Raw genomic sequence first — 14528 nt, forward strand, 5'->3', positions numbered from 1 at the left:
AACAAGGGCCCGGGAGATCCCGGGCCCTTGCAGGTCTGCCTTGGCGTCAGCCGTGGCTTACCAGATCACCACCTGCTGCTCGCCGCTGCGCGCCATCGGTGCACCGGCCTTGCACTGGAACGCGGCCGCGAAGGTCGGCAGGTTCGAGGGCGCGCCCATCGCGCGGAACTGCGCCGGGGCGTGCGGATCGGTGGCCAGGCGGACCTTGGCGTTTTCCGGGGTGTACTTGGTACGCCACACGGTGGCCCAGTTGAAGAAGAAGCGCTGATCGCGGGTGAAGCCGTCGACCTTCGGATCTTCCTTGCCGGCCGAGGCCTTCTGCAGCGCATCGTAGGCCGTGGCCAGGCCACCCAGGTCGGCGATGTTCTCGCCCAGGGTCAGGTGGCCGTTCACGGCCTGGCCGTCAACCTTGTACTGGTCGAACTGCTTGACCAGCTTGCCGGTCAGGCCTTCGAAGTTCTTCTTGTCGGCCGGCGTCCACCAGTCTTCCATGTTGCCGGTCGGCCCGAAGCGCGCGCCCTGATCGTCGTAGCCATGGGTCATCTCATGGCCGATCACCGCACCGATGCCACCGTAGTTCAGCGCATCGTCTGCCTTCGGATCGAAGAACGGCGGCTGCAGGATGGCGGCCGGGAACACGATCTCGTTCTGCAGCGGGTTGTAGTAGGCGTTGACCGTCTGCGGGGTCATGCCCCACTCGGTCTTGTCCACCGGTTTGCCGATCTTGGACAGATTGAATTTGTAGTTGAACTCGTTGGCCGCACGCACGTTGGCCAGGTAGCTGTCGCGCTGGGTCTGCAGGCCCGACCAGTCACGCCACTTGTCCGGGTAGCCGATCTTCGGAGTGAAGGTTTCCCACTTCGCGATGGCCTTGGCCTTGGTTTCCTCGCTCATCCAGCTCAGGCCCTGGATGCGTTCCTTCAGCGAGGCAGCCAGGTTCTTCACCAGTTCTTCCATCTTCGCCTTGGCTTCCGGCGAGAAGGCAACCTTCACGTACAGCTGGCCGAACGCTTCGCCGGCATCGTTCTCGATGGTGCCCAGCACGCGCTTCCAACGCGGCTTCTGTTCCTTCTGGCCGTTGAGGGTCTTGCCGTAGAACGCGTAGTTCTCCTGGACGAAGGCATCGGCCAGGTACGGCGAGGCGCCATCGACGGTGTGGAAGCGCAGGTAGGCGCGCCAGACCGACGGGTCGGTGTCGCCCAGCGCCTTGCTCACTTCCTCATGGAAGGCCGGCATCGCCAGCGAGAACTTCTCCGGGGCAGCAACGCCCTGCGACTTGAAGAACTCGGTCCAGCTGAAGTTCGGGGTCAGCTTGTCGGCGTCAGCCAGGGTGACCGGGTTGTAGTACAGCTCCACATTGCGCGACAGTTCGACGCGCGACTTGGATGCCTTGGCCAGGCGGGTCTCGAACTTGACCACGTCCTCAGCCTGCTTGGCGGCGTCGGCTGCCGGGACGCCGGACAGTTCCAGCACCTTGGCGACGTGCGCCTGGTAGGCCTTGAGCTTGTCGGCGTTCTTGGCGTCGGTGTAGTACGTGCTGTCAGGCAGGCCCAGGCCGCCCTGGCTGGCATAGGCCAGGTTCATGGTCGAGTTCTTGAAGTCGGCCTCGGCGCCGAAGCCGAACAGCACGTTCTCGCCCTTGGCTGCGCTGGTGCGCAGGTAGTCGGCGATGGCGGCCTTGTCCTGCAGGCCGTCGATGGCGGCCAGGTCGGCCTTCAGCGGCTCGATGCCCTGGGCGTTGATCTTGGCCTCATCCATGCCGGTGGCCCACAGGTCGCCGACGATCTTCTCGATGTGGCTCGGGTTCTTGACCTGCGCGACCTGCTCGGCCAGCTGGTGCTGCACTGCCACCGAACGCTCGTCGAGGATGGTGAACGCGCCCCAGCTGGTGCGGTCGCCGGGAATCTCGTTGGCCGCCAGCCACTTGCTGTTGACGTAGTCGCCGAATGCGGTGCAGGCGTCCAGGTTGGTGTCCAGATCGCTGGGCTGGAAGGCGTTATAGGCCGGCAGCTTGCTCTCATCCAGGGTGTAGGTGGTGGCTTCGGCGGCGGCCGGGGCAGGCGCGGCGGCCTCCTTGGCCGGGGTTTCGTTCTTGCCACAGCCGGCCAGCACGGCCGACACGGCCAGGCTGAGCAGCACGATCTTGGGAGTACGCGTGATCACTATGTTTGGCCTCCAGGCCGAGTGAGTCAGGGAAGAGCCGCGGGGACGGCCGTGGGCCGAACGATACGCCGCCAGCCTACCCCGCAAGGGTGTCGAAGGTCATGGGCGGGTGCAAGGGCCTGCATCGGGCCCTGCAAAAGACAGACCCGGCAAAAGCCGGGTCTGTCGGGGTGCTGCGGACTACGGCCCTATCAGAACTTGTACTTCAGACGCACGAACGGGGTGCGGCCGTACAGGTCGTACTGGGTGGCAAAGGCAGCGGTGTTGCCGTAGCGGGTGCCGGCGCCGGTGGAGATCAGTGCCGGCTTGGTGTTGAACACGTTGGCCACGCCCACCAGGATTTCCCAGTCGGCCTGCTTGTAGCTCAACGAAGCGGTGTGATACACGCGAGCGTCGGCGACCAGGTCGCGGTACGAGTCCGGACGGCCCTGGTAGGTGAAGCGCGAGTTGAGGTTGGTGTTCTCGGTCTTGCCGATGTACTGGGTCAGCCAGTTGTATTCCCAGTCGCCGCGGGTCAGGGTCAGGCCCAGGTTGGCAACCAGGTCCGGACGGCCGATCAGGCCAAGCTGATCCGAGGAGGCCAGGCCGCTGGCCTCGGCGCTGTCGAACAGCTGTGCCACGTCTTCCACGGTGTAGGTGACCTGCGAATCCAGGGCGAACTTGCCGAAGCCGAACTCATGTTCCCAGTTCAGGGTCATGTCCCAGCCGCGGGTACGCTGCTGGTTGATGTTCAGGTACTGGGCGTAGATGTTGCGGATCGAATTCGCGTCCGGGCCGGTGGTCGGGTTGCGCTCCAGCAGGTCGCAGTAACGGTTCGGGAAGGTGTTCGAGCCGTAGCAGCCGGTGGTGATGTCCAGTGCGCCCAGCGAGGTGATCTGGCCGCGGATATCGTAGTCGAAGTAGTCGATCGCCACGCTCAGGTCAGCGAACGACGGAGTGAACACGATACCGGCGCTCTTGGCGCGGGAGGTTTCCGGAACCAGGTTGCCGGCGCCGCCGCTGGTGAACACGGTGGCACTGGAGCCTGCGCCGATGTAATCGCCCGGGATGCCGGCGGCACCGCAGTTGGCACGGATGTTGGTGTTGTCGCTCTCTTCCCAGCGGATGCAGGGATCGATCGCGGTCTGGGACTGGAAGCCGGTCTGGTTGCCCAGGTACAGCTCGTACAGGCCCGGTGCACGATAGGAGGTACCGACGGTACCGCGCAGACGCAGCGACGGGATGATCTGCCAGTTAAGGCCCGCCTTCCAGACCTTGTCGCTGCCGCTGACCGAGTCGTACTTGAAGATGCGGCCCGAAGCGTTGGCGGTGAGCGATTCGATACCGGTGACGCCCTTGATCAGCGGGATGTCGAACTCGACGAAGGCTTCCTTCACCTTGTCGTTACCCTTGGTCACGTCGGCCGTCGAGGCACCCCAGAGATCCTTGTAATTGGCGTCCGGCGTATCTTCGATGGAGTAGTAGCGGTACTCCAGGCCGAACGCAGCACCCAGCGCACCTGCGGGAAGGTCGAACAGTTCACCGGAGAAGATCGCATTGACCGTCACCGTGTCATAGGTGGTCTTGCCGGTGGCGGTGATGCCCAGGATGTCGACCAGTTCGTCAACCTTGGCGCCGCTCAGGTAGCCCGGGTCGAAGTAGTTCGCTGCCGGCGTTTCGCCAGCGTTCGGATTGGTCAGGTCGCCGGTGATCGAGTTACGGATGCCCAGCGAGCTGTACTTGCCGCTGGAGCGGCTGGCATTGGCATTGACTTCCCAGCCCCAGCTGCCGGTGAACAGGCCATCGAACTTGTTCGCCAGGTAGTAGTAGTCGACCTCGGTCTGCGAGGACGACTTGAACGGCAGGACGGGCTGGGCGTAGCCATTGGTGGTGCCCGGGGCCTCGACAGTCGGGAAGAACTGGCGCCACTGGAAGTTGTTGGTCTTGCGGTTGTTGTAGAGGAACTGGGTCTTCCAGTTGAACCCGTCAAAACCGAAGTCCGAAGCGAAGTAGGCCGACTTGCGCTCCTGGCGGTTGATGATGTGAGCCTGACCCCATGCATCGAAGTTCAACGGTTCTTCGTAGTAGGCGACCGGGCTGCCGTTGGCGTAGGTGCGGTTGGCGCGCGGGCGATAGCCCGGGAACGGCCCCACGGTGCTGCCGTCCGGCGAGGGAACGTAACGGATCGGCGAGTCGTACTCGTCGATGACGTTGATGAGCAGGTTGTTGCAGTTCGCAAGCTTGGTCCCGGCGGTGATCGAGTGATCCTGCCGGTCGATGCGGTTGCCGTTGGCGTCCTTGATCAGATCATTGCCGCAGTTCAGGAAGTCGCGGTCGCCGCGGGTCAGCTCGTTGTGGCGGTACCATTCGACGGCAGCGACGATGCTGCCCTTCTCGAAGTTCCAGCCATTGGCAAGCGAGCCCTGGAAGACTTCACCGCCACCTTCGGTCGGGATACGGCCGGTGACCGTCAGCTCCGGGCGCTCGAAATTCTTCTTGGTGATCAGGTTGACCACGCCGGCCACGGCGTCGGAACCGTAGATGGACGAGGAGCCGTCCTTCACGATTTCCGCACGCTGCAGGATGGCGGTGGGAATGACGTTCAGGTCGAATGCGCCGACCGCGCCGCGGGTACCGGCCGGGCCCGGACGCTGGCCGTCCAGCAGCACCAGGGTGCGGTTGGCACCCAGGCCGCGCAGCGAGAACGTCTGCACGCCGGTACCACCGTCAACGACGAAGCCACCGAACTGGTGGGTGATCTGGGTTTCAGCAGCACCGATAGCGGACTTCTGCAGGAACTCGCCCACCGACACCTGGCCTTGGGCAGCGTTGTGCTCGGTGTCGATGGTGAACACCGGCGACGACGTTTCGTAATCCGCACGACGGATCAGCGATCCGGTGACGGTGATCTTGTCAAGGTCGGTGGCGCGCTGGTTGTGGGAGGAAGTGCTTGACGCCGCGGCTTCCTGCTGGGTGGTCTCCTGGGCCAGGGCCGGTGCGGCCTGCAGGCAGGCCAGCACAGCAAGAGTGAGCGGGACGCGGCTTGGCTTGATGTGGCGGTTGGCGTTGCGCATTTCGATGTGATCCCCACTTGTTATGCTTCGGTTAATGGAGTGTATGTGCCGCGTAAAGTAAATGCAACATGAATGGAGAATTGCTGTAACCCGTTGTTGCTAAGGGGAAATTCAGTGAACGGCGCATGAAAAAACCCCGCCGGGTTCAAGCCAGCGGGGTCCATGAACGGGCCAGCGTCCGGTTGCTTACAGGCCGCCCGGTCCGCACTCCTTGCTGAGGAAGTCCGCCATCAGCGGCAGCGTCGCGCGGTAGTGGCTGGGGTACCACGGCATGCTGTGCGGCATGTCCGGAATCAGTTCGAAGCGTGCGGGCACCTTGTCCTTGACGCCGTTGTAGAAATTCCTGGCGTGGGACGCGGGGGTGCGCACATCGCGGTCTCCCACGAAGGTCAGCAGGGGGATGGCGGCCTTGGCGGTGTTCTGCATCGGGTCCATGCCCTTCACGGTCTGTCCCTGCAGGATGCGCTGCAGACGGTTCTCGCTCCAGGAAACACCCAGGCGGGCGAGGTCGGTTACGGGGGCGCCGGCAATGGCGCATTGATAGGGCGACGGGCTGCGCACGACCGCAGCGGCCGAGGCGAAGCCGCCGTAGGAATAGCCGAAGATCGCGATGCGGTCCTTGGCCGCTATCCCCTGCTGGACAAGCCAGGCAGCCGCATCATCGTTGTCGTCCTGCATCGTCAGGCCCCACTGCTTGTCGCCGGCGATCCAGTGCTCACGCCCGAACCCGGTTGAGCCGCGGTACTGCGGCCGGATCACCGCGTACCCGCGCGAGGTGAAGAACGGCACCCAGCCGGACGCATCCCAGCCGGTGTAGTCACGGGCCCAAGGGCCGCCGTGCGGATGGACCAGCGCCGGCAACGCCGCGTCACCGTTCTTCCAGCCTGCGGGCAGGTCGACGATGGCGGGAATCTTGCGGCCGTCGCGGGCCGTGTACGTCACCCAGCGCTGCTCGCCGATCTGCTTGCCGTCCACCCAGGGGCGTTCGCTGCCGAGCGTTGTGACCTGCTTGCGATCCACCAGGATCTGGTAACTGGTGGGCGAGCTCGCGCTGTTGGTGGTGAACAGCACGCGGGACAGATCATCGTTGTAACCGGTGATGGCGATGTACTTGCCCGGATACGCCTGCTTGAGGCCGTCGTACAGGGCCTTCATCTGCGGATCGACATAGACCGCTTCACGGCGCGGGCCGTCGACATAGAAGCCCAGCACCTGGTTGAAGTTGCTGGGCTTGGTGCCCAGGATCAGGCCGCCGATCGGATACTCGGGATGAGCCGCCAGCGGTTCGTTGTCAAACGTTCTGCTGGCTGGGTCGTACAGTCGGGCCTGTACCTGGTCGGAGAACTTGTCGGTGAGGATGTACAGCTTGCCGTTCTGGTCATCGATGCCGACCACCTCCATCGTGTAGCGATCGGACAGGCGGGTGGTCAGCGTGTCGTGCTTCTCGAACTGGCCGCTGGCCTTGTTCTTGACCAGGATCTGCTGCTCGTAGTCGTTCGAGCCGGCCGGCTCGATCTGCGTACGCGTCAGCAGCTCGCCGTTGCGCGGGTGGAACAGGCCCGGGGTGGAGCGGGCGTCGCCACGGAACAGCAGCTCGGTCTGCCCGGTCTTGAGGTTGAACAGGTAATAGCTGGCCGAAAAATTGGTCTGGTTGATCTGCGAGATGATCACCTTGTCCGGATCCAGCGGAAGCGAATGCACCAGGGACGCGGTGCCGGCCAGCTCCAGGCAGCGCTGGGTCTGTTCGCTGATGCCGAGCTTGCGGGTGTTGTCCGCGAAAGCCTCGTCGAACTTTGTCTGGCTGCTGTCGGTGAGGAATGCCTTGGACAGGAACGTCTTGGTTGAGCCGACCGAGTTGCCTTCACCGCAGCCGGACAACTGCGCGGTCAGCTCCTGTCGGCCGATCACCAGGCTGCGACCCGCCTTGAGCGCGCTGGCGGCAATGAACTTCATGCGATCACCGGAAGGCGTGATCGCCACGGGCGCCGAACCGGGCACGTCCAGGTTCCAGTTGGCCAATGCGGTATCGCCATTGTTGCTGCCCGGCGCAGCGATGATCGCAACCAGCTGCTTGCCGTCGGGGCTCATGCTGACAGACTGGATGGCCGGGATCTTGGCGAAATCCTCGACCGGCAACGGTGTGGCGGAGGCGTGGATGACGTGCAGGCCAAGCAGCAGTGCGGTGGTGGCACCCAGGCGGGCACGCGTGAGGCGGGTTTCCATGATCGACAGTTCCTTGTGGCGATTCGCATCAAGATGACCGGAAGATGAACGAGTGCTGCCCTTCCGTCAACTGCACGTGAAAGTTTCCACCTGTGCACCCAGCGGGGCAGAGAGGCAACGCCGCCGTGGGGCGCCGACTTGAGAATCCATGCGCGGATCTGGGCAATCCTGAATCAAGTCAGCTTGCGCCCAGCTTGTATGATGTCGGGTTCTCCTTCCTGACTTTCCGCCGGAGCCCGCAGTGAACAGTCCGACCCGTCGTCCCCATGCAAGCCAGGTGCAGAAGGGGCTGGCACCGCACGCGCGCATCCGCAACGTGATCGCGGTCGGCTCGGGCAAGGGCGGTGTCGGCAAGTCCACCACGGCCGTCAATCTGGCGGTGGCGCTGCAGCAGCTGGGCGCGCGGGTGGGCGTGCTCGATGCGGACATCTATGGCCCCAGCGTTCCCGCCATGCTGGGCCTGTCCGGCCGCCCGGAAAGCCCGGACAACAAGAGCATCGAACCGCTGCGTGCCTTCGGCGTGGACACCATGTCGATCGGTTACCTGATCGAGGAAGACACGCCGATGATCTGGCGTGGGCCGATGGCGACCTCGGCAATGACCCAGCTGTTCAACGACACCCTGTGGGACGACCTCGACTTCCTGTTGATCGACCTGCCGCCCGGCACCGGTGACATCCAGCTGACGCTGACCCAGAAGATTCCGCTGGCCGGTGCGGTGATCGTCACCACGCCGCAGGACATCGCCACGCTGGATGCGAAGAAGGCACTGAAGATGTTCGAGAAGGTCGAAGTGCCGGTGCTGGGCATCGTCGAGAACATGGCGGTACATACCTGCAGCCAGTGCGGCCACGTCGAGCACCTGTTCGGCGAGGGGGGCGGGGAGCGCATGGCGGCGCAGTACGGCGTGCCGCTGCTGGGATCGCTGCCGTTGCAGATCGGCATCCGTGAGCAGGGTGACGCAGGCACACCGATCACCGCCGCGCAGCCGGATTCCCTGCCGGCCCAGGCCTATCGCCACGCCGCGCAGCGGCTCATCGAGGAAGTGGGCAAGCGCCCGCGTGCCTCGATCCCGATCCTGTCGTCGCTGCTGTAGGGACCGGGCGGGGAGGGCGGTGGCGCCCGGCCCCCTGCTAGAATCCTCGCGCCCCCTCGCACCCAGGACAGAGCATGAGCATCAAGAGTGACCGTTGGATCCGCCGCATGTCCGAACAGCACGGCATGATCGAGCCGTTCGAGGCCGGGCAGGTGAAGCAGGTCAACGGCCAGCGCATCGTCAGCTACGGTACCTCCAGCTACGGCTACGACGTGCGTTGCTCGCGCGAGTTCAAGGTGTTCACCAACATCAACTCGACCATCGTGGACCCGAAGCACTTCGATTCGGGCAGCTTCGTCGACATTACCGCCGACGAATGCATCATCCCGCCCAACAGCTTCGCGCTGGCGCGTACCGTGGAGTATTTCCGCATTCCGCGCGACACCCTCGTGGTGTGCCTGGGCAAGAGCACCTACGCGCGTTGCGGCATCATCGTCAACGTCACTCCGCTCGAGCCGGAGTGGGAAGGCCATGTGACCCTGGAGTTCAGCAACACCACGCCGCTGCCGGCGCGCATCTACGCCAACGAAGGCGTGGCCCAGATGCTGTTCTTCCAGGCGGCGGCCGATGATATCTGCGAAACGTCCTACAAGGACCGTGGTGGCAAGTACCAGGGCCAGACCGGCGTCACCCTGCCGCGCACCTGACGGACCGGTAGCGCCGGGCCATGCCCGGCGTCGCTCGATCGAAGGCGGCGCTTGCGCCGCCTTCGCTTATTTGCCGCGGCCGAACAGCATGGCGATGCCGACGCCGACCAGGGCCACCGGCCACCAGGTCAGCAGCAGCTTGGACAGGTTCAGGTGCGTCCAGCCCAGGTTGCTGGCAAGCATGAACAGCCCGATCAGGATCAGCAGGATGGCGGCGACGAGGTTGAATCGCATCGTGTCGGCACGGTCTCAGGAGTGGGCCGGATATCCTAGCCGTTCCTTCCAGTAGGCGACATGCTGCTGCAGGGCGTCCGGTTCGTAGCGGTGCGCAGGACCGCTGCCCCACACCGGTCCCGGCCACGCCGGATCGCCGTCGTGGCGGCCGATCACGTGGAAATGCAGCTGGCGCACGATGTTGCCCAATGCGCCGATGTTGATCTTCTCCACCCCGTCGGAGCCCTTCAGGGCCTTGCAGGCGCGGTTGAGTTCGGTGCGCAGCTTGTCCTGCTGGTCGCCGTCCAGTTCGATCCACTCCGTTACCCCGGCCAGACGCGGCACCAGGATCAGCCAGGGAAACCGTTCGTCGTTCATCAACCGCACTTGCGACAGCGGGCCTTGCGCCACCAGAACGCTGTCGGTGGCCAGGCGGGAATCAAGTTCGAAATCGCTCATCCAAGATGCTCCGTGAAGAAGTCCAGGGTGCGTTGCAGCGCCAGGGTGGCGCTGTCTGGATCATACGCATGTCCGACCTCGCGGTTGAAGGCATGGTCGGCCGGGTAGACATAGGTCGCCATCTGCGGCAGCTTCTGGCGATGCGCCTCCACGGCCTCAGGTGGGACGCTGCGGTCCTGCGCGCCGAAGTGGAAGATCACCGGCGCCTTCGGTGTCTCGTCCAGATACTGCACGTTGCGTGCGCCGTAATAGCTCACCGAGGGCAGGCCGAGGCGCAGCGCGGACAGCATCGCCACCGTTCCGCCCCAGCAGTAGCCGACCGTGCCGACCTTGCCGAAGGGGGCAAGCCGGGTTGCTGCGGCGCGCACCACTTCCAGTGCCCGTTCAATGCCCAGCGCACTTACCCGTTCCAGGCCCTGTTTCACCCCTTCAGGGTCATAGGGCAGGGCGTCGGGGTCGGCGTCCGGGCCATCGACCAGGTCGAAGAACGACGGCGCCAGCACGGCATAGCCTTCGGCGGCGAAGCGCTCGGCCACGCCACGGATGTGCGGATTGGCGCCGAAGATCTCCTGCACGACCACCAGGCCGCCACGCGGCGTGCCCGCCGGCAGGGCCTGCCAAGCCCGGACCGGGCCATGATGCGTATCCAGGGTGATCCATTCGGACATCGTCGGGTTCCTCATAGCAGTGGACAGGCCTGCATTGTCGGCGCTGGGCGGGTTAGCGCGGCGTCTGTGGCTGTGCGTGATCGGGCGGCTGATGCATCGAGCGACGTCGGATCGCGACTTGACCGAATGCGTCGCGGACGATCCTGCCAGGGATTCTGGCATCTGATTCGGCCTGGCTCTGACAGTAGATTCAGTAAAGCACCTGCTGAAGCCAAGAGGGCGAGCAGATAGCGTTTCGTTCGCGGAACTCCAGTCTGGAGGGGCGATGTGGGGCTGATCATATCTCGGCATGTTTCCGGGGCGCGGCGTGAAGGCGCAGGCGCCCGATAAATGGAGTTTCATGAAATGAAAAAGGAATTTCGCCTTCCGTGTGCATTGGGGATGGCAACAATGCACACGGTGGCTATGGCCAACCAATCGTCGTACCAGGACCGCCAGATGGCGTCATCGGATGGCAGGCAGTGGGTTGAGCGGACGGTGCGCCTCTCTGATTTCGAAGGCGGCGACGTGGCTGTCCAGGTGCGCCTTTTCAAGGATGGAAAGGGCGGTTTTGTATATCGTTATGATGATCAGAATGAAACCACAAAGCTCTATCACCAGGCCGCCTGCGAAGTCATGAACTCCAAGGTGCGGCGTGGCGAAACCGTGATATCTGGCGAGTCGGCCGTCGTTGGTTGGTCCTGTGAGGGTGATTCAGATCCGGCGGAGGATTCGAATTCAGCCTCCAGCGGCATGACGCAGCCCAAGGTGGGGTACTACTTTTTTGCATTGGCGACCAGTGGGAGTGCGCCAATCGGAGTCAATTTCAATTCGGTGGGAACTGCTCGTTTCCAGAATTCGTTGGCAGGGAAATCTACAGGCGCTGCATGACCTCCGCGAGCGATGAATACGCGGGCCCAACAAACCACGGATCAATCAACGTCCATTGATGTCGCAATCAACGCTTCCGTGCGTCCGTGGCGACGGTGGACCGTGAGACGATTGCCTCTCCGTGAGCGTCGAGCCGTCGGAGCGTGTTCCGCCGGGCCGAGCCGGAGTTTCAGCTCATGCCGCCGGGGGCCTTGACGCATTCACGAGTGCCCCGCCGATGGAGATGGCACGTGGGGCAGAATCCGGGGCGCTCCCCTCAGTACACCCCGGGGGCGTTCAGAGCGCGGCCCTCAACCCCGGTATACTGGCGCCCTTTCAGGCCCCGGCCCCCAGGAACCCCTGCCACTCCGGCAGGGGCCCAGGCCCCCAGAGTCCCGCGATTCCATGTCCCAGCTGAACCCCAAAGTCGGCTTCGTCAGCCTTGGCTGCCCGAAGGCCCTTGTCGATTCCGAGCGCATCCTGACACAGCTGCGGTCGGAGGGATACGACATCGTCCCGTCCTATGACTCGGCCGACGTGGTGGTGGTCAACACCTGTGGCTTCATCGATTCGGCGGTGACGGAGTCGCTGGACGCCATCGGCGAGGCGATGAACCAGAACGGCAAGGTCATCGTCACCGGCTGCCTGGGCAAGCGCCCCGAACAGATCCGTGAGGCGTACCCGAACGTGCTGGCGGTGTCCGGCCCGCAGGACTACCAGAGCGTGATGGAGGCGGTGCATGAGGCGCTACCGCCCCGGCATGATCCGTTCGTGGACCTGGTGCCCGACTACGGCATCAAGCTGACCCCGCGCCACTACGCCTATCTGAAGATTTCCGAAGGCTGCAACCACGCGTGCAGTTTCTGCATCATTCCGTCGATGCGCGGCAAGCTGGTCTCGCGCCCGGTCGATGAAGTGCTGCGCGAAGCCGAGCGCCTGGTCCGGGGCGGTGTGCGTGAGCTGCTGGTGGTATCGCAGGACACCTCCGCCTACGGCGTAGACGTGAAGTACGCCGAGAAGATGTGGCGCGACAAGGCCTACCAGACCCGCCTGAAGGCGCTGTGCGAGGGCCTGTCCGAACTGGACGCGTGGGTGCGCATGCACTACGTGTACCCGTACCCGCACGTGGATGACGTGGTGCCGTTGATGGCCGAGAACCGCATCCTGCCGTACCTGGACATTCCGTTCCAGCACGCCAGCCCGCGTATCCTGCGACTGATGAAGCGCCCCGGTGCGGTGGAAAAGACGCTGGAGCGCGTGCAGAACTGGCGCCGCATCGCGCCGGACATCACCGTGCGTTCGACCTTCATCGTCGGTTTCCCGGGCGAGACCGAAGCGGAGTTCGAGGAGCTGCTGTCGTTCCTCGATGAGGCGCAGCTGGACCGCGTGGGTGCGTTCGCGTATTCGCCGGTCGAGGGGGCTACCGCCAACGCTCTTCCGGACCCTGTCCCGGAAGAGGTGAAGCAGGAGCGCCTGGCGCGCTTCATGGAAAAGCAGGCACAGATCTCGGCCGCACGTCTGGAGGCCAAGATCGGCACGGTGCAGCAGTGCCTGGTCGATGCCATCGAAGGTGACATCGCCGTGGCCCGTTCCAGGGCCGATGCACCGGAAATCGATGGACTGGTGCATATCCAGAATGCCGACCAGGTGCCGCTGCGCGTAGGCGAATTCATCAACGTGGAAATCACCGAGAGCGACGAACACGATCTGTATGGCGACGCGCTGCCGCCGACCACGCGCCCGGCCTTCGACCTGAAGGTGCTCTGATCATGGCCGAGGGTGCTGCCGGCCACGCTGGCAGCCCTCGGCGATTCGTGCCGCCGCCGCGCGCGGCGGTGGACCCGGCGGTGTTCGATCATCCGCTGTTTGCCCGGGTGCGTGCCTTCCGCGATCTTCTGTCCGGCGACCGCTGGCCGACCGTTGCCGAGCTGGATGCGCGGCTGGCGTTGCGCGGGCGGCGACTGGTCGAGCAGGATGCAGCGTTGCTGGCCGATGGCCTGCACTACGAAACGCGCATCGCGCAGGGGCGTATCGCCACCCGTGCGGCGAGCTGGCACGATCTGTTCAATGCACTGGTATGGGCGTGTTACCCGCAGCTGAAGCACGTGCTCAACAGGCGGCAATGCCTGCATGTCGCCACGATGCCAACCGGTCAACGCAATCGCGCGCAGGCGGCGCTGACCCAGTTCGACGAGAACGGCGTGATCGTGTGCGTCCAGGACGATGCGCTGATCGCTGCGTGGGACGCCCACGACTGGCCGATGCTGTTCGCGCCGCCGCACTGGCAGGCCGGTCGCATCACCATCGCCGCGGTGTTCGGCCATGCACTGATGGAACAGGCGTTGCTGCCGGGGCGCCTGCTGGTCGGCAAGTGCGTGGTGGTGCGCGGCGATGATGAGGGTGCCTGCATCGAGACCGTGGCCCGGGCGATCGAGCAGGGCGCGACGGTGACCGATCCGCTGCAGCTGCGCCCGCTGCCACTGGCCGGAATCCCCGGCTGGTACCCGCAGCAGGACGCCGCCTTCCATGGCAACGCCGACTACTTCCGCCCGCTGCGGCAGGGCCGCCTGTACCCGCCGCCGCTCTTGCCCCGGTAGCGCCGGGCCATGCCCGGCGCTGGATTGACAGCAACGCCGGGAGGGCTCGGTGTTACGAAGACGGGTACTCGACGCTGATCACCGCGAAGGTGAACCGGCCGCCCGGCAGTTCCACCGAGAATTCATCGTCCAGGCGCTTCTTCAGCACGGCCCGCGCCAGCGGCGAGTCGATGCTGATCCAGCCCAGGCCGGCGTCGGTTTCATCCGGCCCAACGATGCGGTAACGGCTGGTCTCACCACTGTCGATGTTCTCCAGTTCGATCCATGCACCGAAGAACACCGCTTGTGGATCGGTCGGCGTGGTATCGACCACACGCAGCGATTCGAGCCGCTTGGTCAGGTAGCGCACGCGGCGGTCGATTTCACCCAACTGCTTCTTGCGGTAGGTGTACTCGGCGTTCTCCGAGCGGTCGCCCTCGGCGGCGGCAGCGGCCAGCGCCTTCACCACCTCGGGCCGGCGTACCCGCCACAGGTCGTCCAGCTCGGCTTTCAGCCGGGCGTGGCCGGCGGCGGTGATCAGGGCGGTGCTTTTCTCTGCGGGCGGACGCCAACGGGACATG

General features: G+C 64.6%; 12 protein-coding genes. 5 read left to right on the top strand and 7 right to left on the bottom strand.

What is annotated here, in order from left to right; translation table 11 throughout:
- Positions 1–57: 57 nt before the first annotated feature.
- The 3 genes from IMX13_RS07095 to IMX13_RS07105 all read right to left on the bottom strand — a co-directional run bounded on the left by IMX13_RS07095 (position 58) and on the right by IMX13_RS07105 (position 7439).
- Positions 58–2160, bottom strand: coding sequence for a M13-type metalloendopeptidase (locus tag IMX13_RS07095; protein WP_180876129.1), 2103 nt, complete (start codon positions 2158–2160; stop codon positions 58–60).
- A gap of 194 nt (positions 2161–2354) precedes the next feature.
- Positions 2355–5216: a TonB-dependent receptor gene (locus IMX13_RS07100; RefSeq protein WP_193396097.1), complete on the bottom strand. Its 2862-nt coding sequence runs from the start codon at positions 5214–5216 to the stop codon at positions 2355–2357.
- A 186-nt stretch (positions 5217–5402) separates the two neighbouring features.
- Positions 5403–7439 carry a prolyl oligopeptidase family serine peptidase gene (locus tag IMX13_RS07105; RefSeq protein WP_128988869.1) on the bottom strand — a complete coding sequence of 679 codons (2037 nt, stop codon included), beginning with the start codon at positions 7437–7439 and terminating at the stop codon, positions 5403–5405.
- A 241-nt stretch (positions 7440–7680) separates the two neighbouring features.
- Between IMX13_RS07105 and apbC the strand changes: the two genes are divergently transcribed.
- Together apbC and dcd are read left to right on the top strand one after the other, a co-directional pair.
- A complete protein-coding gene (gene apbC / locus IMX13_RS07110; protein WP_053516830.1) occupies positions 7681–8535 on the top strand; it encodes an iron-sulfur cluster carrier protein ApbC in 855 nt (284 codons plus the stop codon).
- A 74-nt stretch (positions 8536–8609) separates the two neighbouring features.
- A complete protein-coding gene (dcd, locus tag IMX13_RS07115) occupies positions 8610–9182 on the top strand; it encodes a dCTP deaminase (RefSeq protein ID WP_065174891.1) in 573 nt (190 codons plus the stop codon).
- Positions 9183–9248: 66 nt separating this feature from the next.
- On the opposite strand, the gene IMX13_RS07120 is transcribed toward dcd, so the two are convergent.
- Genes IMX13_RS07120 through IMX13_RS07130 form a run of 3 tightly spaced genes read right to left on the bottom strand, consistent with a single transcriptional unit; the run spans position 9249 to position 10522 of the window.
- Entirely contained in the window at positions 9249–9416 is a 168-nt protein-coding gene (locus tag IMX13_RS07120; protein ID WP_005410498.1) for a DUF5668 domain-containing protein, read from the bottom strand.
- Between the two features lie 15 nt (positions 9417–9431).
- Positions 9432–9854: an HIT family protein gene (locus tag IMX13_RS07125; protein WP_053516834.1), complete on the bottom strand. Its 423-nt coding sequence runs from the start codon at positions 9852–9854 to the stop codon at positions 9432–9434.
- Positions 9851–10522: a dienelactone hydrolase family protein gene (locus tag IMX13_RS07130; RefSeq protein WP_193396098.1), complete on the bottom strand. Its 672-nt coding sequence runs from the start codon at positions 10520–10522 to the stop codon at positions 9851–9853. The genes IMX13_RS07125 and IMX13_RS07130 overlap by 4 nt, the downstream gene beginning before the upstream one ends.
- Before the next feature lie 345 nt (positions 10523–10867).
- Here IMX13_RS07130 and IMX13_RS07135 point away from each other — a divergent pair, with 345 nt between their 5' ends.
- The 3 genes from IMX13_RS07135 to IMX13_RS07145 all read left to right on the top strand — a co-directional run bounded on the left by IMX13_RS07135 (position 10868) and on the right by IMX13_RS07145 (position 13968).
- Positions 10868–11392 carry a hypothetical protein gene (locus IMX13_RS07135; RefSeq protein ID WP_193396099.1) on the top strand — a complete coding sequence of 175 codons (525 nt, stop codon included), beginning with the start codon at positions 10868–10870 and terminating at the stop codon, positions 11390–11392.
- A gap of 384 nt (positions 11393–11776) precedes the next feature.
- Positions 11777–13138, top strand: coding sequence for a 30S ribosomal protein S12 methylthiotransferase RimO (gene rimO / locus IMX13_RS07140; protein WP_053516842.1), 1362 nt, complete (start codon positions 11777–11779; stop codon positions 13136–13138).
- Positions 13139–13140: 2 nt separating this feature from the next.
- On the top strand, positions 13141–13968 hold the full coding sequence (locus tag IMX13_RS07145) for a DUF3025 domain-containing protein (protein WP_193396100.1): 828 nt from the start codon (positions 13141–13143) through the stop codon (positions 13966–13968).
- 52 nt (positions 13969–14020) lie between these two features.
- Here the strand turns inward: IMX13_RS07145 and greB are convergent, their stop codons facing one another.
- A complete protein-coding gene (greB, locus tag IMX13_RS07150; protein WP_053516845.1) occupies positions 14021–14527 on the bottom strand; it encodes a transcription elongation factor GreB in 507 nt (168 codons plus the stop codon).
- Between the last annotated feature and the right edge of the window lies 1 nt (position 14528).

Origin of the sequence: Stenotrophomonas sp. B2 (assembly GCF_014947095.1) — a bacterium.
Classification (GTDB): Bacteria; Pseudomonadota; Gammaproteobacteria; order Xanthomonadales; family Xanthomonadaceae; genus Stenotrophomonas; species Stenotrophomonas maltophilia_P.